Source organism: Bacteroides caecigallinarum, assembly GCF_021530995.1.
Taxonomy (GTDB): domain Bacteria; phylum Bacteroidota; class Bacteroidia; order Bacteroidales; family Bacteroidaceae; genus Phocaeicola; species Phocaeicola faecigallinarum.
On record NZ_JADYTF010000023.1, the window covers coordinates 1 to 24,622 of the forward strand.

Here is a 24,622-nt window from a genome sequence, read left to right on the forward strand (position 1 = left end):
ATAAAAAAATATCCATACCTTTGTATCGTGGTTGTGAAACCAGAGAGTAAATTAATAAATAGCACAAAAATAAAAGGTATTAGACTTACTTAAGGTATAAAAATAAAAAGGTAAAAGGTATTAGATTAAGGTTATTAGTTAAAGGTAAAATTAAGGTATTAGGTTTAAGGTAAAAAAAGGTATTAGTAAAATTAGGTAAAAGGTTTTCAGTTTAAGGGATAAAAGGTAAATAGGTTTAGTGCTAAGGTAAAAAGAAAAGATTAAGAAGGATAACAATTAAGACTAGAAAAACCAAAGAAACAAAGAACCCTAAAATGGGGGGTTCTTTTAGGAAGCCGGCGGCATTCAAAATGATGAATGGCGCTTTTTTTTATAAATAAAACTATCTCCATAATTGCAACATCATCATTACAATTTCAATACATCTAAAATGAAATAATGATTTTTTTCCGTAATTAAGTATAAAAGCACAGAAAATACTATTTATTTGCCATCGGTAAATCTATTATTTCTTCGATAATTTCTTAACTTTGTAGCGGAAGAAAGAAAGACAGACAATAAAAACACTTTTATAACATAACATAAATAATTAGAATTATGGAATTTGTAACAAACGAAAAACTTACTATCGTAGGTGCTGCCGGTATGATCGGTTCTAACATGGCTCAGACTGCAATCATGATGGGCTTGACTAATAACATCTGCTTGTATGACCCATACGCTCCAGGTTTGGAAGGTGTAGCAGAAGAATTGTTCCACTGCGGCTTTGAAGGTGTAAACATCACTTTCACTTCTGATATCAAAGAAGCTTTGACAGGTGCTAAATATATTGTAAACTCAGGTGGTGCTGCTCGTAAAGCAGGTATGACTCGTGAAGACCTTCTTAAAGGTAACGCAGCTATCGCTGAAGAATTCGGTAAGAACGTTAAGGCTTACTGCCCTGATGTAAAACATATCGTTGTTATCTTCAACCCAGCTGATATCACTGGTCTTATCACATTGTTATATTCTGGTTTGAAACCAGGTCAGGTTACAACTCTTGCAGCTCTTGACTCAACTCGTCTTCGCAGCGAATTGGCTAAACACTTCGGTGTTTCTATGGACGCTGTTGAAAACTGCCGTACATACGGTGGCCACGGCGAACAGATGGCTGTATTCGCTTCTACAGCTAAAGTTAACGGTAAGGCTTTGACTGACATCATCGGTACTGAAGCTCTTAGCACTGAACAGTGGGCAGAAATCCAGCAGAAAGTAACTAAGGGTGGTGCTAACATCATCAACCTCCGCGGACGTTCTTCATTCCAGAGCCCATCATACGTTTCTATCGAAATGATTGGTGCTGCTATGGGTGGTAAAGCATTCCGTTGGCCAGCTGGTACATACGTATCAAACGATAAGTATGATCACATCATGATGGCTTGGGAAACTTCTATCGACACTGAAGGTTGTCACTGTGCAGAATTGAACGGTACAGCTGAAGAACAGGCTGCTTTGGATAAGAGCTACGAACACTTGTGCGATCTTCGTGACGAAGTTATCGCAATGGGCGTTCTTCCTCCAGTATCAGAATGGAACGCATTGAACCCAAATATTAAATAATTGATATTCAGGTTTTAAATTATATCAGGGGAAACCGCATATGTGGTTTCCCCTATTTTTATGCCCATAAATCATAATTTTTTATGTACTTTTGCATCTTGTATGATAGATCAGGCCACCATAGACAGAATTCTTGATGCAGCACAAATAGTTGATGTTGTTTCCGATTTCGTTACTCTGCGCAAGCGTGGAGTCAACTACGTTGGTTTGTGTCCATTCCATAACGAAAAGACTCCATCATTCAGCGTTTCTCCAAGCAAAGGAGTTTGCAAGTGCTTCAGCTGTGGAAAAGGTGGAAACGCCGTACATTTCATTATGGAGCACGAACAGCTGTCATACTACGAGGCTCTGAAATGGCTTGCAAAGAAGTACAATATAGAAATCAAGGAAAGAGAGCTTACAAAGGAAGAAAAGCAATCACAAGGACTCAGAGAAAGCCTTTTCCTTGTAAATCAGTTTGCAGCAGAATATTTCCAGGACATCTTATACAACAACGTTGACGGACAAAGCATAGGTATGACCTATTTCCGTCAGAGAGGATTCCGCGACGATATTATAAAGAAATTCCAACTTGGATATTGTACGGAACAAAAAGATGCACTGGCAAAAACAGCCGTTCAGAAAGGCTACAAGCAGGAACTTCTGCTCAAAACCGGATTGTGCTACATGAAGGACGATGGAAGAACCATACGCGACCGTTTCTGGGGACGTGTGATTTTCCCTGTTCATAACATCACAGGAAAAGTAGTAGCATTCGGAGGCCGTGTACTCAGCGCTGCAACAAAGAACGTACAGATGAAGTACGTCAACTCTCCCGAATCTGAAATTTATCATAAGAGCAAGGAACTGTACGGAATATACTTTGCCAAACAATCTATAATCCGACAGGACAGATGTTTCCTCGTAGAAGGTTACACTGACGTTATCTCAATGCACCAAAGCGGTATTGAGAACGTAGTGGCATCATCAGGTACAGCGCTTACTTCGGACCAAATCAGACTGATACACAGATTTACAAGCAACATCACAGTGTTATACGATGGCGACGGTGCGGGTATAAAAGCCAGCATCCGCGGTATCGACATGATTCTTGAAGAAGGCATGAATATAAAGGTATGTCTGCTTCCTGACGGTGAGGACCCTGACAGTTTTGCCAGAAAGCATAATGCAACAGAGTATCAGGCATACATCAACAACAATGAGGTAGACTTCATACGCTTCAAGACCAACCTGCTGATGGACGAAGCAGGTAAAGATCCTATCAAAAGAGCCGAACTTATTTCAAGCATAGTAAAAAGCATATCTGTCATCCCTGACAGTATAGTCCGTTCTGTATATATCAGAGAGTGCAGCCAGCTGCTTAAGATGGACGAGAAAATACTGGTTGAAGCTACTGCGAAACTTATTGAACAGGCTGTTGAAAACAAGGAAAAGGAGGAAGAGAGAAAAAGACAGAGAGAAGAGTACAGCAGAAGACAACAGGCTATCGCTACAGCACAGCAAGTAGAGCAGCAGACTGCAAACAACAACTCAGACAGTAACGATGTAGCAAATACAGTTCTACCAACGAACAATCTTGCTATCGCGCCAACCGACACTCCTGTCCTTCCTCCGGAAGGCAATATACCTCCTCCTGAATTAACGCCGGAAGTGGTATCACCGGTTGATACATACTCATCATATATCCCGGCACAGGGAAATGAGAACAAAGTTTTCTACAAGCAGGAAGAAAGTCTGGTGAAAATGATTATCAGATATGGCGAGAAAATAGTGTGCTGTGTAGAAGACGAAGAAGGCAACGAACAACCTCTCACCGTAACTGAATACATTGCATATAATCTGAGAGTTGACGACATACAGTTCCACAATCCTGTACACAGAAAGATACTGAAGGAAGCTGAAGAGAATGTTCACAATGAGAACTTTGTGGCAGAGAGATATTTCCTGTCAAATCCTGACCCGGAAATAAGCAAGACCGCAGCCGACATGTCTAGCGACAGATACCAGCTCAGTAATTATCATTCTAAAGGACAGAAAATAATAACAGACGAAGAACGCCTTTATGAACTTGTTCCCCGTCTGCTGCTGGATTTTAAGATATCTATTCTAAAAGAAGAGATGAAACATACGCTTCAAGCTCTGAACGACCCTGCCGTGGCTTCAAATCCGGAAAAAAGTGCAGAGATAATGGCACATTTCAAAGACTTGACCGAAACACAGAATATGATTCTGAAAGATGCAGGCGACCGTACTACAAGCCTGTATTAACGGTTGTTTCGGATAAGGTTCATGAACTCCTCACGAGTCTTTGCCTGATTGAAAGCCCCAGTGAAGTCGGATGTTGTGGTTATTGAGTTCTGTTTCTCTACACCACGCATCTGCATACACATGTGCTTAGCCTCAACTACAACCATCACTCCAAGCGGATTCAATGTTTCCTGAATGCACTCCTTTATCTGCAGAGTCATTCTTTCCTGTACTTGCAATCGGTGTGAAAATATATCCACCACACGCGCAATCTTGCTCAATCCCGTAATATATCCGTTAGGAATATAAGCCACATGGGCCTTACCGTAGAACGGGAGCATGTGATGTTCGCATAAAGAGAAGAAATCTATATCCTTCACAATGACCATCTGACTGTATTCCTCCTGGAATTTAGCAGAGTTAAGCACAGCCTTAGGGTCCATGTCGTATCCTCTGGTGAGAGTAAGCATAGCCTTTGCCACACGTTCGGGAGTCTTCAACAGTCCTTCACGTTCAGGGTCTTCACCAAGCAAAGACAGGATTTCCTTATAGTGTCCCATCAGTTTCTGTACCTTTTCCTCAGGCCAGTTTATCATATCAGTTGTCATCATCATTATATTACTCTATATGAATGTTTATCTGTTCACGCACTATTGCAACTTCCTTAAAATTACCGGCAGCTTTCAGTTGTCTCATTGCAACATGAGCTTCCTCAATGCTTTTATAATCGCCTACCCTGCATAGCCAGCGTGGAGGCTGAAAGAATGTATATACCGGCATATCAGGAAATTTTTCCTTTACCTTTTCCGCTACTGAGTTCGCCTCATCCCTGGCCTGTCTGGAGTTATTACCTGCATAGACCTGCACACGATAACCGCGCGTCTTTATCACTCTCTGTGCTTCCGAAGCACCAGTTCTGACAAAACGTTTGCCTATCATTTCGGTTATTTGTGCATCCTGATGCACTGTCACTTTACCCTGTCCTGGTACATTGGTTTGCAGACTTTCCACTATATTGCTCTGCGCCAAAGCTGCGCCCGAAGATATAGTAAAGATAAAAGATAAAAGATATTTCATCATACCGGTTGGATTAAATTTTTAAAGACAGTATTCCGGACAGCAATGCCCGGAATACTGTCGAATAATATTACACTACAGACGTTTTCGAGTCTGCAAATAAATTATTTGAATGCGTCGATGATACCCTTGAAGTCAGCAACTTTCAATGCAGCTCCACCGATAAGACCACCGTCAACATCAGGATTAGCAAACAATTCCTTAGCGTTTGAAGGTTTGCAGCTACCACCGTAAAGGATAGAAGTGTTTTCAGCTACTTCGTTACCGTATTTAGCAGCAACCAAAGAACGGATGTGAGCGTGGATTTCCTGAGCCTGTTCTGGAGTAGCAGTCTTACCTGTACCGATGGCCCAAACTGGTTCGTAAGCCAAGATTACTTTACCGAAATCTTCAGCTGACAATGAGAATACTGATGCCAACTGAGCTTCTACTACTTCATTCTGCTTGTTAGCTTCGCGTTCTTCAAGAACTTCACCGATACAGAAGATTGGTTTCAAGTTGTTAGCCAAAGCAAGTTTAACCTTTTCTTCAAGGATTTCTACTGTTTCGTGATAGTAAGCACGACGTTCAGAGTGACCAAGGATTACGTACTGAGCACCTGTAGAAGCTACCATTTCAGCAGAAACTTCACCTGTATATGCACCAGAAACTTTGTCTGCACAGTTTTCTGCACCTACGCCGATGATTGCGCTGTCAACGATAGGAGTTACAGAAGCCAAGTGGATGAACGGAGTACAGATTACTACGTCGCAGTTTGGTTTGTCTGCTGTCAAAGCTTCATTCAATTCTTTTGCCAAAGCAATACCTTCTTGCAGGTTCTTGTTCATTTTCCAGTTACCTGCTACAATGTTTTTTCTCATCTTGTTTGAAATAATTAATTAGTTAAATATAAAAGGTTATAATCAATTCTTTTTGTCACTACTGCCTTGTTCGGAAGCCGGCACAAACTTCTTTTTCCGATGTATGCTCAACCATAACAAATCAATCATTATGAACAGAATAAGCGGTCCAAAGAACCATGCCAGCATTTCTGTCACCTTTGACAACATAGTATCATCTTCCAGTTGTCCTATCGGCAACTCGTCCAACGGACCTGACAGCTGGTATTCATCAGGAAAAGAAAAATTGCTCCATTTTTTTATAACGCGACCGTTTTTAAGAAGTACAAGTCCCGGGTTAGAGCGAATTATGGTTTTAAGTGTTATCTCGTCCATTGTCGCAAACGGATATTCGGCTCCGGTATAATCCTGCCATCTTGAGATAGCCTCATCCGATGATGCCGTTACACAATAGAATCTATATCCATAATCCAATGAATAATCATATACTTCGTTTATCAAGTCCATGGAGCTGTCATCAGCATTTTCCAGCCATGGAGAAACCAAAAGGAACACATAGTCACTGTTCAGAATTTCGTCAGTAATGTCGAAACCATCGTCGTTAGATATCACAACGAAATCCTTAATGGGTGGCTCATAACCCGCTTCCTTAAGTATCGTTTTCGACTCAACAAATTTCCAGGTAGAATCTGTTGGAAAATTATCTATCGTAAATTCCTTTTGTATTCCATCTTTCTGATATGTGAAAATAGTTTCGTATACCGGAAGTTTCACACCGTCAGGAATTTCCATGCCTGCTTTGATGTCTGCACCAAGATGATACGGTCGGAAATCGAAAACCGGCAGATGGCTCAATGTGAAATAAGTGAACAGAAAAATGAACACAGTACTATACATTGCCACAAGCCAGTCCATCTTGTCCGTCACTAATTTAAAGATACTTCTGCTTCGGAAAACTACAACTATGGATGCCAGAAGGAGAACGATATTCTTCCAGAAAGTATCCCAGTTTGACAGATGAATTGCATCACCAAAACAACCACAATCCGAAATAGGATTTGCCACGGCGAGCCATAGAGTAAGCGGAGTCATTACGACCATGAAAAGCAAACATGATATTGAGGCCAACCTGCGCCTGATTCCGAAAAGCATATAGGAGCCCAAAGTGAATTCCACAACAGCCATTATCCAGGCAATCAGATATGGTACAAAGCCGGAATTCCACCCAGCTAGTCCCCACACCTCAAAATAGTCCTGCACTTTGTATACAGTACCCATCGGATCGTTAGCCTTAACAAATCCAGAAAACAGGAATACCACAGCCAACAGGAAACGACATACGTTGACTCCTACATAAACAACCCTATGTATATACTTATTCTCCAAATTCAAGTTTTATTAGTCCGAACACAGAATAATTAATCATATCCATATAGTTGGCATCTACACCCTCTGAAACCAAAGTCTCACCACCAAGCGACTCTATCTGCTTGGTTCTATATATCTTCATCAGAATAAGGTCTGTGTATGATGATATACGCATACTTCGCCATGCTTCATCATAATCATGATTCTTTGCCAACATGAGCTCCAATGCCTTCTTGGCATATTTGTCGTACATTTCAAGTGCACGATCTATACTCATATCGTTGGTCTCAGCAAAGCCCAGTTCCAACTGGATAAGACCTATAATACCATAATTAACAATTGCGATGAATTCCGAACGGATACCTTCGTCGATAAGGGCAACCCCTTTTACTTCTATGCTGCGTATGCGGTTCGCCTTTATGAATATCTGGTCAGTTACAGATGACGGACGCATGATGCGCCACGCTGCGCCGTAATCATGCAATTTCTTTTCGTAAAGGCTACGACATATCTCTATAACGTGTTCAAACTGTTGTTTAGTATCTTTCATAAACATAATTGAATATGTGGCAAAGTTACTTATTTTTCGTATAAACACATAATAAAAAAGGTGGAAATGCTTTTGCTTTCCACCTTTTTTAATCATATAAACGTCAAATAAGATTCTATATTAAAGTATTATACAGAATTATGAACAACGCAACACCTGTCCGATTCTGAGAACCGTATTACGTTTTATACCATTCAAGCTACACAGCTTGTCAATAGATACGTGATATTTTCTTGATATTGAGCCCAAAGTGTCGCCACTTTTAATTTTATGATAACGTATAGAGTTTGCAGCCGCTGTAACCTTCTTCATGTCACCTTTCTTCAGTGCAGCCAATGCCCTTGTACGCTGATAATTATACATATTTGCTCCCTTTATGAACAAATAGCTGTCTGCCACAATATCCTGCTTTGGGAAATCGAAAAGGAATTCAGGATTGATTACCTGACCTAGTAATCTTGTTTCGAAATGTAAGTGCGAACCTGTAGAACGACCGGTATTACCACCCAAACCGATTACCTCTCCTGCTTTTACAAACTGGTCTTCCTTTACCAACTGTTTTGAAAGGTGTCCGTAAATAGTTTCCAGACCGTTATCGTGACGAATTACTACATACTTGCCATAACCCGAACGTTCGTATCTCACAATTCTCACTCTTCCACTGAATGCAGCACGTATAGTATCGCCGATATACACCTTTATATCGAGTCCGTTGTGCATACGTCTCCATCTCGGACCACACTTAGAAGTAATCTTAGTATGCGGAGTAGGCATACAAAATCCCGTTAGGTCTATTCTGAATGTATCTGGTATTCTCACATCTTTTCCGTAGGCATGAACCCTTTCATTACTCCACTCCGGATATAGTGAATAAGCCGGATAAAAGGCTTGTTCTGTTTCAATCTGACGTACCAAAGCCAATGAGTCGACAGACTTTAGCTTCCTATCTATGGGTGCCTGCTTGGCCAACAAGTCCTGTGCCGAAGTATTGACAGACACCAAAGCAAAAGCTGCAACTGATAATGTTCTTAGAATTTTAATAAGCATTTTATCGTTAATATTTTTATATTCTCGTATGAGATAAACATGTAATATACATATTATACCTTATACGTAACAACTCAAAACTATAAAGGTTTTCAAAAAAACATCGTAAAGATAAGTTTTTTTGAGGAGGCTGGCAAATCAGATTAAGTATTTTTTACGTATTTTCATACACTATATACGTAATTACTAACATTACATGTTGAGCAACATATTTTCCTATACCACAGATGTTATTATTCCTTTACGTATACTCCACCATTCCAGTTATATTTCAAGGAATCCACTGTATGCTGTTTAATAATATCAACATTTTCCTTACCCATGGTTTCAACAGTATTACACTTAAATACTATACTATTATCCTTATCCGAAAGTTCGGCCTTCATTATAAACATTTCATCTGTAAATTCTTCTTTTGTAACAATGTTTATACTGTCATTTGAAGCTTTGTAAAAATCTTCATGCTGAGGTAGTGATATGAAATCATTCAATGACAATTTCTTCCATTCTGTAGAATAAAAAGACACCTGACTATCTTCTGCCGGTCCGCTATAAGTTTTTATCACACAAACCACATTTACCGAGTCATTCAACGGCAACAGTTTCATTTCTTCTGACGATGATTCTGTGGTTTTAATTTTCAGATAATCGTCCGTAAGTTTCAACATTTCCGATTCACCTCCAAACCTGTTCTTTACAACAGCCTTCATTCCCGATGCAAGAAAATCGGCAAAATCCTGACGATTGACTTTGGTCAACAACGGAGATAGCGAATCAGGCATTGATACGAACACTGAATTTATATTTTGTGCATTAGCCGAAAGGCTTAATAGCATGGAAAACAATAGAATAAATCTCATATTTACATTATAAAAGTATAAAAAAAACATTGAAAACTCTCTGATATTTCCAGGTGCAAACTATAGTGTGCAGTGCATCAAACTATAGTATGTAATGCTGCACACTGTAGTTAGCAGCTCTTCAAACTGTAGTTTGAAGCGGAAAATATACGGATTCAACGGAACAGTTTCTCTATATCATCATCGTTCATAAGTGCAAGAACAGTCTTTCCGTCCGGTGTATAATTAGGTGACGGTGCAGAGAAAAGTCCGTCAACCAAAGCATTCATTTCATCGTTGGAAAGCACCTGACCTGCAACAATAGCAGATGCACGTGCCATCGAAAGCGCTATCATGCTTTGCACTTCTTCTTTCACTTTACAACCTTTCTCTATTGCCGAATGAACAATATTGGTTATAAGCTGTTCAGGATTGAGTCCTTCAATATCGGCCGGTACGCCATTAATGGAATATGTTCCTCCGCCTAGCGAACTGAGCTCAAATCCTAACGATGTCAAATCGTCCATAATTTCTTCCAATACTGGTACTTCGGAAGGCGAAAAATGAATCATATCAGGAAAAAGCATACGCTGCGACAAGCCAACGTGTTTCTGTATCTGATCCATATACTTGTCATATAATATCCTTACGTGTGCTCTATGTTGGTCGATGATCATAAGCCCGGACTTAACGGACGTGAGAATGTAAGTCCCTTTGTACTGATAATGCTGTGCTGCTTTCTCTGTAATGACAGCATCAGGATGTTCATCATATATAGTCGGCTCGGCAGTATCTTCTGTTTCATGATATTTTCCGGAGAAAACCATATCGTCCGGAAATGCCGGGATAGTATCGTCCGTCTGACGTTCGTGTCTTTCCAGGCCTTGATAGAATGGCTCCCATTCCGTTTTTTTCTTTCCTGCTGATGAATATGAAGAAGGAGGAACAATAGAAGAAGACTGGTTGAACGGATTATATGTAGGGTCGTATGACGTGACGGGAGCACCTCCTCCAAAAGAACCTGCCATATCAATAGCCGGAATGTCAGGCATTCCTTCAGTATCGAAATCTATCGATGGTACTGCATTGAATCGACCCAACGTCTCTTTCACAGCTGCAGATAATATCTGCCAGATGGCCTGTTCGTTCTCGAACTTTATTTCGGTCTTTGTAGGGTGGATATTTACGTCGATATTTGCAGGGTCAACATCAAAATATATAAAATATGACACCTGTTCGCCAGTAGGGATAAGATGTTCGTATGCATCGGCTACAGCCTTATGAAAATATGGATGGCGCATATATCTGCCATTTACAAAAAAGAACTGACGCGCTCCTTTCTTTCTGGCTGTCTCCGGTTTACCGATGAAACCATGTATTTTCACCATCGTAGTGTCGATATCCAGAGAAAGGAGATCCTGATTCAGTTTTTTACCGAACACTCCCATTATACGCTGCCTCAACTGTATAGCCGGTAGATTAAGAATTTCAGTTCCGTTATGATGGAATGTAAATGACACTTCAGGATTTACAAGAGCAATCCTTTCAAATTCGGAGATTATATTGCTAAGTTCTGTCTGGTTAGATTTCAAAAATTTTCTTCGTGCAGGAACATTGAAAAACAAGTTACGTACAATAAAATTACTGCCTTCCGGACATGCCACAGGCTCCTGCTTTTCTACTTTGGAACCGGCTATAAAGATTGATGTTCCCAATTCTTCACCGTGCTGTTTTGTCCTTAATTCAACTTCAGCTACAGCTGCTATGGACGCCAAAGCCTCTCCACGGAATCCCATTGTCCGTAGAGCGAACAAATCCGAAGCTTCACGTATCTTTGAAGTCGCATGACGTTCGAAAGCCAGACGTGCATCTGTTTCCGACATACCTTTACCATTGTCTATCACTTGTATACAGGTTTTTCCGGCATCTGTCACAGACACATCAATATGTCCAGCTCCAGCATCTATGGCATTTTCCACCAATTCCTTTATTACCGAAGCAGGTCTCTGTATTACCTCACCCGCGGCAATCTGATTGGCAACAGAATCGGGCAACAAACGGATTATATCGCTCATAAATTATGTCTCTCCTTTATTAAATCAAAAAGTAAAGCTACCTGTCACGAGATAATGTAAGATATAAAGCAATAATAATATTGCTACAAACAAAGTTGCATAGCTAAGTGGTTTTCTACCACTTTCCTTACGACGTTTAAGATATGTGGTTCCTTCTACAAACTTTCCTCTGATATCTTTCGGAGAAAATTCCTTAGGCGGCAACATACCTAGTTCACGTTTTGCAGTTTCCTCAATCTTCTGCAATTTTTCCTTACGCTCGTCCACATAGATATACTCATGGTGATACGGCCTAGGTTTTTTCATTGTAAACATTCCCATAATATTATCTATTTATCGTTAAACAAATGTTGATTAGGCAATTCTATTGGTCCTCTTACACTCTTCTTGAGCTGATCCTCAAGTTTTTTGCTTCTCCACATAAATATATCCTTTTTATTTAAAGGACGAATATAGTCAAACCATACAAAATTATCAAGATGACTCTTATCCAAAGGTATTTGAGTCATAGGATAAAGAGTTCCATTCGACTTAGGACTCATCACCATTCGCTCCAATTGCTGATTTTCCAAATAAATGTCGAGCTGACTGGTTTCAGAAACATTCATTCCTATAAGCAGACTGTCAGAGTCCATTGGGTAATAAACGAGTCTCACAGAACCTATAACCTCGACTTTTTCCATAAGACCGTCCTCAAAATATGCCTTGATTTCCTTTCCTGAAATTTGGTTGAACAATGTAGTATCTACAGGTATCTGCTCAACAGAAAGAGCCTGATTGATTATATGGGCCCAGTCTATCGTACTGTCATTCATGTATATATTAATCTGTTCCCCTAGCAACTGCTGGTTGTTATTCCAAAGAACAGGATCCTTATACATTATCAAGCATGAGTCTTTCGAAGAAAAGACAAGTGAATCTGCCACTCCTTGAACATCTGTTCTGTAAAACCTGGCTTTATGGTAAGCCTTGACCTCTCTGTACATAGAGTCTGTGTCAAGATGAAAAGTATTCATACTCAGAGTATCAGCATGAAGAAAAAGACTATCACCCTGTGAATAATCTATGGCCAATGCATTCTTGGTTACAAATGCACTTTTCTGTATTTCGTTATAATAGCCATAATCTCCCAACATCATGTTTTTATTGAGAGTATCAGTCATGACTATGTTTGAAAATGCCTCGCCTATACCGGTATTTCTATCGTAAAACAACGAATCTCCAGTCAACTGTTTACTGTCACTTGTCAGCACAGAGCGCTGATACAGGTCAGCTTTACCTGTTTGAGTATCATAATAACCGGATTCTGAATAAATATAATTGTTGTCACTATAAATATCCGAAGGACCGACTATATTCGCCACCTTTGTCAGTGTACTGTATTTCAGGGTATCAGACAACATTGTGAACTGTGGATTCTCCAATTTCACATTGTAATAGAAAACAGACATCTTGGTTGCCGGACTATATTCTCCCCATTCTGAAGTAAGAACGTTCTGATCGTCCATCATAGTTCCTCCATCAAAGAAATAACCAAGATTAAATATTCTGTCATAATTCAAACTATCCGTAAGCAAAGTAGTGGTTCTGTTCTCCATTCTTACGTTCATTCTCATCTGCGCAATTTGCGTCAGTCCGTCATAATATAACCTGTCGCCATACAAGAAGAGAGTATCTCCCTGCTCCATACGTACATTACTGAATGCCTCAAAAGAGTTTATCTTGTCATAATAATACGCACTATCGCAATACATATACACACTGTCATGACGGAAAACCACATTACCTACTACTATTTGTGCATCCGGATGCAGTGCATCTTTCTTCAGTTTATCGGCACGCAACAAATACACCTTACTTTTCTGTTTAGGCTGTGTCTGTGTTCTGTCATCCTGCCAATTGGCAGCAGTCAAGCAAAAGCCCAACAGGCAGAGAGCACACAACACCAGTACTCTCTGCCCGCCAAAAAACATTATTTTATTCTTTATGTAAAACATTCTGTCTATTTAGGCAATAATGTAAGTTATCATTCTTTGATCCATCCCGGATATTTAAAATCGCATTTTCTCCAACTTGGATTTATTCGGACGTATGTATTCTTCTGTTTTTCAACAATCCACTTCTGAATTATTTCTTCACTACGTTTTGCAGTCACCATACTTTTCAGTCTCTGATAATCCTCAGTGATAGTAGCTTTATGTGCATCAATTCTGTTTTTCAATTTAACGATAGCACAAACCTCTTTACCTTTTGAGTTAATCATTGTGAAAGGTTTTGATATTTCGCCTATCTGCATGCCCTCAACAACTTTTGCCACTTCCTGAGAAACGAGACCTGCCAAGTGCTGCATTTCGAAACGTGAAGTACCTGTCTGTGGATTTGCAAGCAATCCGTGATTATTTTTTGTATCCTTATCCTGTGATACCCAAGTCGCAGCCTCATCAAAAGTAACCTTACCTTTTCTTATATCATTAGCCAAGGTATCAAGCTTGTTCAAAGCCTCTTCAATCTCTGCTTCATCTACTTTTGGCTTCATCAATATATGACGATAGCTCACACGGTCACCACGTTTTTCAATAAGCTGTGCTATATGAAAGCCATATTCAGTTTCGAACACTTTCGAAATCTTTTTGGGATCTGTCATATTGAAAATCACATTGGCAAACTCTGGAGTCAACTCACCTCTACCTGTAAATCCATATTCACCCCCGCGACGTGCAGAACCCGGATCTTCCGAATAATACATTGCCAATACAGAAAATGACGATTCGCCTTTATATATCTGTTCTGTGAAATCACGTAATTTCTTCTTCACTCTTTCTATTTCCTCTTCCTTGATTTTAGGTTCACGTGTGATAATCTGAACCTCCACTTGAGTAGGAATGCTCGGAATACTATCTGCAGGAAGGTTCTTGAAATAATTTCTCACCTCAGCAGGAGTAAGCTTGATATCTCCCACTAACTCACGCTGCATCTGCTGAACAATGAGACCATTTCTTATGTTTTCTCTCAACATCTCACGTATTTGTGTAGATGTCTTATTATAATATTCCTCCATTTTCTCTTTAGAGCCTATCTGATCTATAAGCCATGCAGTCTGCTGCTCAACCTTCTGAATAACTTCCTGCTCAGACACTTCCACACTGTCAATTTCCGCCTGATGTAAGAAAAGTTTCTGTACAGCAAGTTCTTCAGGAATAACGCAATATGGGTCTCCATCGAAACGTCTTCCCTCATATTGTGCATTAAGACGCTCGTTTTCAACGTCTGATTTTAGAATTGCTTCATCTCCAACTACCCAAACGACCTCGTCAATCACATTGTCCTGGGCCTTAACTGTTAATCCTACAATCATCAAAAGCAGGAATAAACTTACTTTTCTGACATTTAATTTATTCATTTGAGCTATTAAAATATTTTATATCATTATTTTCAGAGGCTTCTTTATACAAGTCTTCTTTCATCCTTGTTATAAACTCAACTCTCTTAGTATTCATTAGTATCTCTTTTATATCTTTACCGGCATACTCCAACGGTAATACTTCACCTTGACCAAGAATTTCTTCTACATGCAAAAAATAATAAAATGCAGTATCGCTTACTTCAATATTCTTTTCCTTGGTATATCTGTTTTTTTCAGTCTCATTGATAGGCATCCTCAACATTATTTCGTTCAGCGGTCGCCATCTGTCATAAAAATATTCATAATCAACAGCATTGCGCAAACCGTATTTCTCCAGTCTGTCAACAGAACGTTCTGAAGGATCTTTATACCATTGCCTTACCTGAGACACGCCCGATGCCGTTTTAGGGACCTTTATATACAATCCCTTGACATATGGTTCTCTGGCAAGAAATATCCCGTTGTTTTTATTATAATAGTTTTCAATCTCAGTTTCAGAAATATTACTTTCAACTTCTTGACTTACAATCTGCTCTATATAAGAATGTGTTATCAATGTCTTCCTGTACGACTTGACTAATTCATCTATTCTGTCATTATCAGGAATATTACCTTCAGCTTTTTTATACAATAGAACATCGTCTATCCAGTTTCTTATATATCTATCAGCAATCTCCAAACTATCCTGTTCAGAAACTCCGGGTGGTATTGCCGTAACGACCTCTTCCTTATAAAGAAAGTCCTTGCCAACTTGGACCAAAGGAGTTTTTCCCTTATGGTCTACCGTTTTAGTACAACCGTATGGCAGTAACACTAAAACAGATATTAAACTAGAAAAGCATCTATTATTCATCATTATACAAATCTGTGAACGAAGATACTGTATAAATCAATTACTTCCATCAGAATTAACGGTTTTTAAAACGTCTATATACTTTTCTACCTTAAAATTGCGTTCCAAATCATCAAAGTATGCATCTTCATGCTCAATATAATAATCCTGAATAATAACATCGTAAACATCCTTATAGTTTTCCGGCATATAATCCAGGCACTTTCCTACAGTAAATATATAAGGATAATCCTCAAGTGTTTTATATTCACCGCATTTAAAAACCAGCTTATCAATATATGCATTCTCACCTATCTGAAACAACCCGACATCAACCAACGCATCATAATCAGGATTATCATTCATCATTCTTTCAATAATCCCCTTCCAATTTTCAATAGGCTGTCTTTTTATTTTTTTTCTTATTCTTTTTGCGGCTTTTTTATTCTTACAGTGGATTACTGCACCCTTGAAATGAGGGAATTCCCATCTGTATTTCTTTTTGTTTTCTTCAAAAAAATCCTTTAAATCGCCATCAGAATATTTCTTCAAATTTTCATTATAATACTTATCCCACTGTAAAGCCAACAAAATATCATCTACACAATTTTCAAAATTACATCGGGATATATCTGAATTTGAATTTATAAGAATATGAATTCCTTCGGGTGATTTAAAAGGCCTGGAAAATCCTGCTTTGTTACATTTACATAATTCACTTTCGACCTCATCCAATATATAATCCTTATTATGGATTTCCTCACATAAGAATCTTTCATCAGAAATTGCATAGCATATATCATCAACTTTTATCCCTGATTTTAACTTTAAATACACTTCATTCATGAACTCCAATCCACAATCTGTATCCTCATTCTGAGGAACTCTGTATGTCAACAAATAAATCAATGAAGCATCAGTACTATTTTCACTTATACTGGAAGTTGATTCTATTTCTTTTCTTACAGCATCTTTTACTGCTTTATCCAGTTTTTTATCAAGCCCCAGTCGCTTAGCATCAAAAGCTTTCAACTTATATCTTGAAAAATAATGAAAATACTCATCCTTTGAGCAATCATTATATTTGCCTATATTGGAATACAAGAAGTCAAACTCTGACAAATAGACTTTTTCATCATCTATTTTCATAATGACTTTATCAACAAACTCTTCATCATTATAAGCAAACAGACATCCCCCCCATAAAAACAACAGAGAGCAAACCATGAGAATTCTTATCATATCATAACAAAAAGGCATGGATTATACATAAGCGTAAGCGCATTATATACAATCCATGCCAACTCTAATATTATATTATATTCTTATTATTGAGGACGGCTATAGTTTGGAGCTTCACTTGTAATAGCTACATCGTGTGGATGACTTTCCAATACACCTGCGTTTGTTATGCGAGTAAACTTAGCATTATGAAGTTCCATAATATTATGTGCACCACAATATCCCATACCAGCACGCAAACCACCAGTCAACTGATAAATCACCTCATAAAGAGTACCTTTGTAAGGAACACGAGCTGCGATACCTTCCGGAACCAGTTTCTTTACATCTGTAGTCGATCCCTGGAAATAACGGTCTTTAGAACCATTTTCCATTGCTTCCAAAGAACCCATACCACGATATGATTTAAATTTACGTCCGTTGAAAATAATTGTATCACCAGGAGCTTCTTCTGTACCTGCAACAAGCGAACCGATCATTACACTATATCCACCTGCAGCCAATGCTTTAACCACATCTCCAGAATAACGCAATCCACCATCGGCAATCAAAGGAACTCCAGTACCTTCCAAAGCCTTAGCTACATCGTAAACAGCTGAAAGCTGAGGAACACCAACACCTGCTACTACACGAGTTGTACAGATTGAACCAGGACCGATACCTACCTTAACAGCATCAGCACCAGCTTCTACCAAAGCCTTTGCCGCAGCACCTGTAGCCACGTTACCAACAACGATATCTACATTAGGGAAACGTTGTTTAGCTTCCTTAAGTTTGTCAATCACATATTTAGAGTGTCCGTGTGCTGTATCAATAACGATAGCATCTGCACCTGCATTTACCAAAGCCTCCATACGTTCCAGAGTATCGGCTGTTACTCCAACACCGGCAGCAACACGCAGACGTCCCTGTGCATCCTTACAAGCCATTGGTTTGTCTTTAGCCTTAGTAATATCCTTATATGTGATAAGACCTATCAATTTACCATTCTCATCAACTACAGGAAGTTTTTCAATCTTGTTCTCCTGAAGAATTTGAGCTGCAGTTTCCATATCTGTTGACTGCTTAGTAGTTATGATATTTTCAGAAGTCATCACCTCCTGTATCTGCTTTTCCATATCCTTCTCAAAACGAAGGTCACGATTAGTCACGATACCAACAAGATAATTCTCGTTATCCACAACTGGAATACCGCCAATCTTATATTCAGCCATGATATTCAAGGCATCCTTAACTTTTGCATCTCTGTTGATAGTAACAGGATTTGAAATCATACCGTTTTCAGCACGTTTCACTGTTGCCACCTGACGAGCCTGCTCAGCGATAGACATATTTTTGTGGATTACACCGATACCACCCTCTCTGGCAATAGCAATAGCCATCTGAGATTCTGTAACTGTATCCATAGCAGCAGTCACAAAAGGGATTTTCAACTCGATGTTTCTTGAGAACTTAGTCGTTAGTTCGACTGTTTTAGGTAATACTTCAGAATAGGCAGGGATTAACAAAACATCATCGTAAGTCAATCCATCCATAACAACTTTATCTGCAATAAATGACATAGGGCTTTATGCTTTTGATTATTATTGCGTGCAAATATACTATTTTTATACGAATTATATAAATAGTATGAAACACATTAACATATTTTTATGACAAAAAAAGCTTCGCTCAACCACATAGGAGAGCGAAGCCAAATAAATATTTTTCAATTTGCCATTTCTGAAATAAACTTGATCCTAACAAGTCTTATTTCCTCTTCAGTGTAATCATCACCAAGTTCGTCCATGGCATCCTCTATCTTATCTGTTTCAGATTCCTTGAAATAATCATAAATGTCAAGCATGTGATCCTCATCCATAATCTCTTCAAGGAAGTAGTCTATATTAAGTTTTGTTCCTGAATAAACTATAGCCTCAACCTCATCCAGCAAATCAACGAAATCTATACCTTTAGCCACTGCTATATCATCAAGAGCCACTTTTCTGTCAATACTCTGTATAATCGACACTTTTAGTTTTGACTTATTGGCCACTGTACGTACTCTCAAATCTTCAGGTCTGTCAATTTCATTCTCTTCGCAATGAGTCTTTATCAGATCACAGAATTCCTGACCATATCGTTTAGCCTTTCCAGCACCTACACCTGGAATGTTCTGCAATTCTTCAAGAGTCACAGGATAAATAGTAGCCATAGCTTCCAAAGATGGATCCTGGAAAATCACATAAGGTGGTACATCCAGTTTCTTTGACATCTTTTTGCGCAAATCCTTAAGCATCGAGTATAGCACAGGATCCACCGCACACGATGCTCCTCCACGCATCGGAGTTTCTTCTACTTCATCTTCATCGAAATCTGTATCTTCAACTATTTTGAATGATTTCGGATTCTTGAGGAATTTATGCCCGCTTGGTGTTACTTTAAGCAATCCATAATTCTCAACATCCTTAACCAGATATCCGGCTATTAAAGCCTGACGTATCACTGAATTCCATAAGCGCTCCTCTTCTCCCATTCCCGAACCGAATACTTCCAGTTCATCATGTTTATGAGCCAACACTTCTGATGTTTCTTTTCCGAGCAATACATCTATAATATAATCTTGTTTGAAATTTTCTTTAACTGCAACGATTGTTTCAATCACTGCACACAATAATTCCTGAGCCTCCACTTGTTTCTTTGGATTTAAACAGTTATCACAATTACCACAATTATCTTCAGTATATTCCTCACCGAAATAGTGTAACAATATTTTTCTTCTACAAACTGATGACTCAGCATAAGCCGCAGTTTCAAGAAGAAGCTGTTTTCCTATTTCCTGTTCAGACACAGGTTTACCCTGCATGAACTTCTCCAATTTCTGCAAATCCTTGTTCGAATAGAATGCTATACACTGACCTTCTCCACCATCTCTTCCCGCACGTCCTGTTTCCTGATAATACCCTTCAAGACTCTTTGGAATATCATAATGCAATACATACCTTACGTCCGGTTTGTCTATACCCATACCGAAAGCTATTGTAGCGACAATGACATCGATATTCTCTTTCAGGAAATCATCCTGATTGGCATTTCTTGTAGAAGCATCCATACCTGCATGATATGGCCTTGCCTTAATACCGTTTGCAACCAAGATTTCAGCCAATTCTTCAACTTTCTTCCTGCTTAAGCAATAAATAATTCCGGATTTCTCAGGATTCTGCTTAATAAACTTTATAATATCACGGTCAATATTATTTGTTTTCGGACGTACCTCGTAATACAAATTAGGACGATTGAATGAAGACTTAAATTCAGCCGCATCTGTCATTCCCAAGTTTTTCTGAATATCCATTTTCACTTTAGGAGTAGCAGTAGCTGTCAATGCAATGACAGGTGCTTTACCAATCTCGTTGATAATTGGACGTATTCTTCTGTATTCGGGACGGAAGTCGTGCCCCCATTCAGATATACAGTGAGCCTCATCGATGGCATAAAATGAAATTTTCACATGCTTAAGAAAATCCACATTTTCCTCCTTCGTGAGTGACTCCGGTGCCACATATAACAATTTAGTTTTACCAGAAGAAATATCAGATTTAACCTGGTCTATAGCCGACTTGGACAACGAAGAATTAATGAAATGAGCAACACCATCTTCTTCGCTAAAGTTACGCATAGCATCTACCTGATTCTTCATAAGTGCAATCAGCGGTGAAATCACAATAGCAGTTCCTTCCATTAAAAGTGAAGGCAACTGATAGCACAGCGATTTTCCTCCACCTGTAGGCATCAACACAAAAGTATCATTACCATCAAGAAGGCTTCTAATAATAGCTTCCTGGTTTCCTTTGAAAGTATCAAAACCGAAATACTTCTTCAACTGCTCTGTCAAATTGATTTTTTCCGCCATTGCTTCCTATGAATTAAATGATTTTACGATATACTGAAAAGTTCTTATGTAACAAAGTTATAAACAACTTTCAATATTACGCAAATAAAAGAAGAAAAAAAATCGTCAAGACATGCATTTTTTTCTTAATCAATTTAAACAGACTGCAAACGTGAGATATTCGACTTTTCCATCTGCTCCTTGGCATATTCCAATGTTACGACAAATTCACTTACATTTCGTGAAGGTACACTGTACATCACATCAATCATTATTGTCTCAACAATGGCTCTCAATCCGCGGGCACCCAGTTTGTACTCTACCGCCTTGTCTACAATATACTCCAAAACTTCTGGTTGGAAAACAAGTTTCACACCATCCATTTCAAGAAGTTTAATGTATTGTTTGATAATAGAGTTCTTTGGTTCTGTCAATATATTACGCAACGCATTTCTGTCAAGAGGATTAAGATAAGTCAGAATAGGAAGACGACCGATAATTTCAGGTATCAGTCCAAACGATTTCAAATCCTGAGGTGCAATATATTGCATCATATTGCTGCGGTCTATCTTGACAGCCTCCTTGATAGAGTTATATCCTACCACGTTAGTATTCATTCGCTGTGCTATCTTGCGTTCTATACCTTCGAACGCCCCTCCACAGATAAACAGAATATTCTTCGTGTTGACAGGAATCATCTTCTGGTCAGGATGTTTTCGTCCTCCTTGTGGCGGAACGTTCACAATAGAGCCCTCCAGCAATTTCAGCAAACCTTGCTGAACACCTTCACCGCTAACGTCACGTGTGATTGAAGGATTATCACCTTTACGCGCAATTTTGTCTATCTCGTCAATAAACACAATACCACGCTCAGCTTCTTCGACATTATAGTCGGCAACCTGAAGTAAACGTGTCAGCAAACTCTCAATATCTTCACCTACATAGCCTGCCTCAGTCAAGACAGTAGCATCAACAATAGTGAATGGCACTTTCAACAGTTTAGCTATAGTACGTGCAAGCAGTGTCTTACCTGTACCGGTACTACCAACCATTATAATATTGGATTTTTCAATTTCCACATCATTGCTGTCCGAGACCTGGAGCAAACGTTTATAATGATTGTATACAGCCACAGACAAGTATCTTTTGGCATCATCCTGACCTATAACATATTGATCAAGAAAAGCCTTAATTTCAGCAGGCTTAGGCAATTCTTCCAACTGAAGATTACCTGCCTTTCCTGAATTAGAACGTTTGTTGGCTTCCTTTACAATCTCATGTGCCTGCTCCACACATGAATCACAAATACAGCCATTTACACCGGTTATCAGAAAACTCACCTCATTTTCTGTACGTCCACAAAAGCTGCACTTGTTTCTATTTCTAGTTGTTTTTGAATTTTCCAATGACTATAAATTTTAGTTCTTAAGTTTTTTGTTTACAAAGAAGGCTTACGAGACATAACCTCGTCAATAATACCATATTCCTTAGCTTCCTGTGCAGTCATCCAGTAATCTCTGTCAGAGTCAGCCCATACTTTATCAAAATCAGTATGTGAATGTTCAGCCACAATAGTATAAAGTTCTTTTTTCAGCTTCAATATCTCACGAGCTGTTATTTCGATATCAGAAGCCTGTCCTTGAGCACCACCAAGAGGCTGGTGAATCATCACGCGCGAATGTGTCAATGCTGAACGTTTGCCTTCCTGACCAGCTACAAGCAATACGGCAGCCATAGAAGCAGCAAGACCGGTACAGAACGTAGCCACATCACTGCTGATGAACTGCATAGTGTCATAAATACCCAATCCGGCATATACCGAGCCACCAGGAGAGTTTATATATATTGAGATGTCTCTACTTGAATCTATTGAGTCAAGATATAGCAACTGAGCCTGCAAGGTATTGGCAGTGTAATCATTGATTTCTGTCCCCAAAAAGATGATACGATCCATCATCAAACGTGAGAACACATCAAGCTGAGTAACATTCAGCTGTCTTTCCTCAAGGATATACGGATTCAGATAACCAGCCTGCGACTTTATAACATCGTCGAGCACCATACTGCTCATACCCAAATGCTTGGTTGCATATTTTCTAAAATCATTCATAAGTTATATTTTTTACTTGTAAAAATACAGAAAGAGACTTTTAGCCATTTCTTTTCCGAGTACAGGACAAGAGCTTGCACCAACCAGAAAAGCCTCGGTTAAAAGCCTCTTCCATTTTATAAGCCTCAGCAATTAACTTCAGCCTGGAATTATATTACTGAAACATTTTGTTGAAATCTTCTACAGATACAGCTTTGTGGTTCAATGTTACCTGACCCTTAACAGCTTCAGCAAGCTTAGCTTCAATAGCTCTGTTCACAAGAGCTTCTACGCTTTCACGCTTCTTAAGCATTTCCTTAGAGTAGTTTTCAAGCAATTCTTCAGGAACATTGATCATACCGTACTGAGCGAACTGAGCACGAGTAGCTTCCTTAGCCATATTCTGGATGTCAGCCTGCTCAATCTTGATACCGTTAGCTTCAACAAGTTTTTCCTTAATCAAGTGCCATGTAAGTTCTTCAAGGCTCTTTTCGTAGTTTTCGTTCACGTATTCTTCGCCTTTTTCCTTGTTATTGTCAAGCATGATACGCTTCATCAAGTCGTCAGCAAATTCCAATTTACCAACCTTACCCATTGTGTAAGTACGCAAGTCGATAAGGAACTTATAGTCGCTGTCTGCTACGAACTGAGTAGCGATGCTTTCCTTAACCTGAGCACGGAATTCTTCTTCGTTTGAAGCTTTACCTTCGCCAAGAACCTGATCGAACAATTCCTGATTCAATTCACCCGGAATCATACGAGTGATTTCTTCAATCTGGAAGCTGAAGTTACCTTTGTAGTTAGCAACTTCTTCTTTCTTAACTTTCAGAAGAGAAGCAAGTTCAGCTTCGTTGTTGTCGAAAGCTACAGATGGGTTGAACACCAATACAGTGTTTACCTTAGCATCGTTGAAGATAGCTTTCTGGTCGTCGTTCTTCATGTATGTAGGCATCATAACTGCACCTTCAACCTGAACACCACCCTCTTTAGTATTACCATTTTCGTCAAGTTCAGCCAAAAGACCTTTCAGCATATCTTTATCCTGATAGTCTTCCACTTTGTCATATTTAGCTGTACGCTGTCTGTACATATTAACCTGCTGTTCTACCATTTCGTCTGTTACATCTATATCATAGTAGTCTACAGTATCATTGTTTGACAATTCGATAGAGAATTCAGGAGCCAAAGCGATATCGAAAGAAAATTCAAAGTTTTCGTCTTTTTCGAAGTTAGCGTTGTTTTCCTTTGGAAGTGGAGTACCCAGCATGTTCACTTTGTTTTCGCGGATATATTCACCAACTTTTTCCTGCAACAGTTTGTCAACTTCTTCAAGAAGTACAGATACACCATACTGTTTTTTGATAAGTCCCATTGGAACCATACCCTTACGGAAACCAGGCATATTCACTCTCTGGCGAAGTGTCTTCAACGCTTTCTCAACTTTTTCCTGATAGTCTGCTTTTTCGATTTGCGCAGTAAGTACAGCACTAACACTGCTTACATTCTGTAATGAAATATTCATTTCTTAAGTGTTTTATATTAAT

20 protein-coding genes are annotated in these 24,622 nt (G+C 39.0%); 2 read left to right on the forward strand and 18 right to left on the reverse strand.

Features of this window, described 5'->3' with window-relative positions:
- Nucleotides 1-597 precede the first annotated feature (597 nt).
- Together I6E24_RS05140 and dnaG are read left to right on the forward strand one after the other, a co-directional pair.
- Nucleotides 598-1,599 carry a malate dehydrogenase gene (locus I6E24_RS05140; RefSeq protein WP_235326782.1) on the forward strand — a complete coding sequence of 334 codons (1,002 nt, stop codon included), beginning with the start codon at nt 598-600 and terminating at the stop codon, nt 1,597-1,599.
- Between the two features lie 102 nt (nt 1,600-1,701).
- Nucleotides 1,702-3,867, forward strand: coding sequence for a DNA primase (dnaG, locus tag I6E24_RS05145; RefSeq protein ID WP_235326784.1), 2,166 nt, complete (start codon nt 1,702-1,704; stop codon nt 3,865-3,867).
- On the opposite strand, the gene folE is transcribed toward dnaG, so the two are convergent.
- From folE to tig, 18 genes are all read right to left on the reverse strand, one after another.
- On the reverse strand, nt 3,864-4,442 hold the full coding sequence (gene folE, locus I6E24_RS05150) for a GTP cyclohydrolase I FolE (protein WP_394800361.1): 579 nt from the start codon (nt 4,440-4,442) through the stop codon (nt 3,864-3,866). The genes dnaG and folE overlap by 4 nt on opposite strands.
- Before the next feature lie 22 nt (nt 4,443-4,464).
- Nucleotides 4,465-4,923, reverse strand: coding sequence for an SPOR domain-containing protein (locus tag I6E24_RS05155; RefSeq protein WP_394800362.1), 459 nt, complete (start codon nt 4,921-4,923; stop codon nt 4,465-4,467).
- Nucleotides 4,924-5,027: 104 nt separating this feature from the next.
- A complete protein-coding gene (tpiA, locus tag I6E24_RS05160) occupies nt 5,028-5,783 on the reverse strand; it encodes a triose-phosphate isomerase (protein ID WP_235326788.1) in 756 nt (251 codons plus the stop codon).
- A 42-nt stretch (nt 5,784-5,825) separates the two neighbouring features.
- Nucleotides 5,826-7,148: a BT_3928 family protein gene (locus I6E24_RS05165; RefSeq protein ID WP_235326791.1), complete on the reverse strand. Its 1,323-nt coding sequence runs from the start codon at nt 7,146-7,148 to the stop codon at nt 5,826-5,828.
- A complete protein-coding gene (locus tag I6E24_RS05170) occupies nt 7,138-7,680 on the reverse strand; it encodes a DUF1599 domain-containing protein (RefSeq protein ID WP_235326793.1) in 543 nt (180 codons plus the stop codon). The genes I6E24_RS05165 and I6E24_RS05170 overlap by 11 nt, the downstream gene beginning before the upstream one ends.
- Nucleotides 7,681-7,818: 138 nt before the next feature.
- On the reverse strand, nt 7,819-8,727 hold the full coding sequence (locus tag I6E24_RS05175) for a peptidoglycan DD-metalloendopeptidase family protein (RefSeq protein ID WP_235326795.1): 909 nt from the start codon (nt 8,725-8,727) through the stop codon (nt 7,819-7,821).
- A gap of 233 nt (nt 8,728-8,960) precedes the next feature.
- Complete coding sequence (locus I6E24_RS05180) at nt 8,961-9,587, reverse strand: DUF3256 family protein (RefSeq protein WP_235326797.1); 627 nt, start codon at nt 9,585-9,587, stop codon at nt 8,961-8,963.
- 155 nt (nt 9,588-9,742) lie between these two features.
- Entirely contained in the window at nt 9,743-11,641 is a 1,899-nt protein-coding gene (gene mutL / locus I6E24_RS05185; protein WP_235326799.1) for a DNA mismatch repair endonuclease MutL, read from the reverse strand.
- Between the two features lie 24 nt (nt 11,642-11,665).
- Complete coding sequence (locus I6E24_RS05190; protein ID WP_235326801.1) at nt 11,666-11,962, reverse strand: hypothetical protein; 297 nt, start codon at nt 11,960-11,962, stop codon at nt 11,666-11,668.
- An 8-nt stretch (nt 11,963-11,970) separates the two neighbouring features.
- Nucleotides 11,971-13,638 (reverse strand): OstA-like protein, encoded by a 1,668-nt coding sequence (locus I6E24_RS05195; protein ID WP_235326803.1) that lies wholly within the window; start codon nt 13,636-13,638, stop codon nt 11,971-11,973.
- Between the two features lie 29 nt (nt 13,639-13,667).
- Complete coding sequence (locus I6E24_RS05200) at nt 13,668-15,041, reverse strand: peptidylprolyl isomerase (protein WP_235326805.1); 1,374 nt, start codon at nt 15,039-15,041, stop codon at nt 13,668-13,670.
- A complete protein-coding gene (locus I6E24_RS05205) occupies nt 15,034-15,858 on the reverse strand; it encodes a peptidylprolyl isomerase (RefSeq protein WP_317218724.1) in 825 nt (274 codons plus the stop codon). Before I6E24_RS05205 ends, I6E24_RS05200 begins: the two co-directional genes overlap by 8 nt.
- 75 nt (nt 15,859-15,933) lie before the next feature.
- Nucleotides 15,934-17,025, reverse strand: coding sequence for a hypothetical protein (locus I6E24_RS05210; protein WP_235326807.1), 1,092 nt, complete (start codon nt 17,023-17,025; stop codon nt 15,934-15,936).
- A gap of 179 nt (nt 17,026-17,204) precedes the next feature.
- The gene (gene guaB, locus I6E24_RS05215; RefSeq protein ID WP_235326809.1) at nt 17,205-18,680 is read right to left on the reverse strand and encodes an IMP dehydrogenase; all 1,476 of its coding nucleotides are present in this window, start codon (nt 18,678-18,680) and stop codon (nt 17,205-17,207) included.
- Between the two features lie 146 nt (nt 18,681-18,826).
- Nucleotides 18,827-21,010 (reverse strand): DNA helicase RecQ, encoded by a 2,184-nt coding sequence (recQ, locus tag I6E24_RS05220; protein WP_235326811.1) that lies wholly within the window; start codon nt 21,008-21,010, stop codon nt 18,827-18,829.
- Nucleotides 21,011-21,144: 134 nt separating this feature from the next.
- On the reverse strand, nt 21,145-22,395 hold the full coding sequence (gene clpX / locus I6E24_RS05225; protein ID WP_235326813.1) for an ATP-dependent Clp protease ATP-binding subunit ClpX: 1,251 nt from the start codon (nt 22,393-22,395) through the stop codon (nt 21,145-21,147).
- 32 nt (nt 22,396-22,427) lie between these two features.
- On the reverse strand, nt 22,428-23,099 hold the full coding sequence (clpP, locus tag I6E24_RS05230) for an ATP-dependent Clp endopeptidase proteolytic subunit ClpP (RefSeq protein WP_235326815.1): 672 nt from the start codon (nt 23,097-23,099) through the stop codon (nt 22,428-22,430).
- 154 nt (nt 23,100-23,253) lie between these two features.
- Nucleotides 23,254-24,600: a trigger factor gene (gene tig, locus I6E24_RS05235; RefSeq protein ID WP_235326817.1), complete on the reverse strand. Its 1,347-nt coding sequence runs from the start codon at nt 24,598-24,600 to the stop codon at nt 23,254-23,256.
- Nucleotides 24,601-24,622: the final 22 nt, after the last annotated feature.

Bases quoted from the DNA above. Each gene is read 5' to 3' on its own strand.
- I6E24_RS05140 (WP_235326782.1), top strand. From the start codon at position 598: ATGGAATTTGTAACAAACGAAAAACTTACTATCGTAGGTGCTGCCGGT.
- dnaG (WP_235326784.1), top strand. From the start codon at position 1,702: ATGATAGATCAGGCCACCATAGACAGAATTCTTGATGCAGCACAAATA.
- folE (WP_394800361.1), bottom strand. From the start codon at position 4,442: ATGATAAACTGGCCTGAGGAAAAGGTACAGAAACTGATGGGACACTAT.
- I6E24_RS05155 (WP_394800362.1), bottom strand. From the start codon at position 4,923: ATGAAATATCTTTTATCTTTTATCTTTACTATATCTTCGGGCGCAGCT.
- tpiA (WP_235326788.1), bottom strand. From the start codon at position 5,783: ATGAGAAAAAACATTGTAGCAGGTAACTGGAAAATGAACAAGAACCTG.
- I6E24_RS05170 (WP_235326793.1), bottom strand. From the start codon at position 7,680: ATGAAAGATACTAAACAACAGTTTGAACACGTTATAGAGATATGTCGT.
- I6E24_RS05175 (WP_235326795.1), bottom strand. From the start codon at position 8,727: ATGCTTATTAAAATTCTAAGAACATTATCAGTTGCAGCTTTTGCTTTG.
- I6E24_RS05180 (WP_235326797.1), bottom strand. From the start codon at position 9,587: ATGAGATTTATTCTATTGTTTTCCATGCTATTAAGCCTTTCGGCTAAT.
- mutL (WP_235326799.1), bottom strand. From the start codon at position 11,641: ATGAGCGATATAATCCGTTTGTTGCCCGATTCTGTTGCCAATCAGATT.
- I6E24_RS05190 (WP_235326801.1), bottom strand. From the start codon at position 11,962: ATGGGAATGTTTACAATGAAAAAACCTAGGCCGTATCACCATGAGTAT.
- I6E24_RS05195 (WP_235326803.1), bottom strand. From the start codon at position 13,638: ATGTTTTACATAAAGAATAAAATAATGTTTTTTGGCGGGCAGAGAGTA.
- I6E24_RS05200 (WP_235326805.1), bottom strand. From the start codon at position 15,041: ATGAATAAATTAAATGTCAGAAAAGTAAGTTTATTCCTGCTTTTGATG.
- I6E24_RS05210 (WP_235326807.1), bottom strand. From the start codon at position 17,025: ATGAAAATAGATGATGAAAAAGTCTATTTGTCAGAGTTTGACTTCTTG.
- guaB (WP_235326809.1), bottom strand. From the start codon at position 18,680: ATGTCATTTATTGCAGATAAAGTTGTTATGGATGGATTGACTTACGAT.
- recQ (WP_235326811.1), bottom strand. From the start codon at position 21,010: ATGGCGGAAAAAATCAATTTGACAGAGCAGTTGAAGAAGTATTTCGGT.
- clpP (WP_235326815.1), bottom strand. From the start codon at position 23,099: ATGAATGATTTTAGAAAATATGCAACCAAGCATTTGGGTATGAGCAGT.
- tig (WP_235326817.1), bottom strand. From the start codon at position 24,600: ATGAATATTTCATTACAGAATGTAAGCAGTGTTAGTGCTGTACTTACT.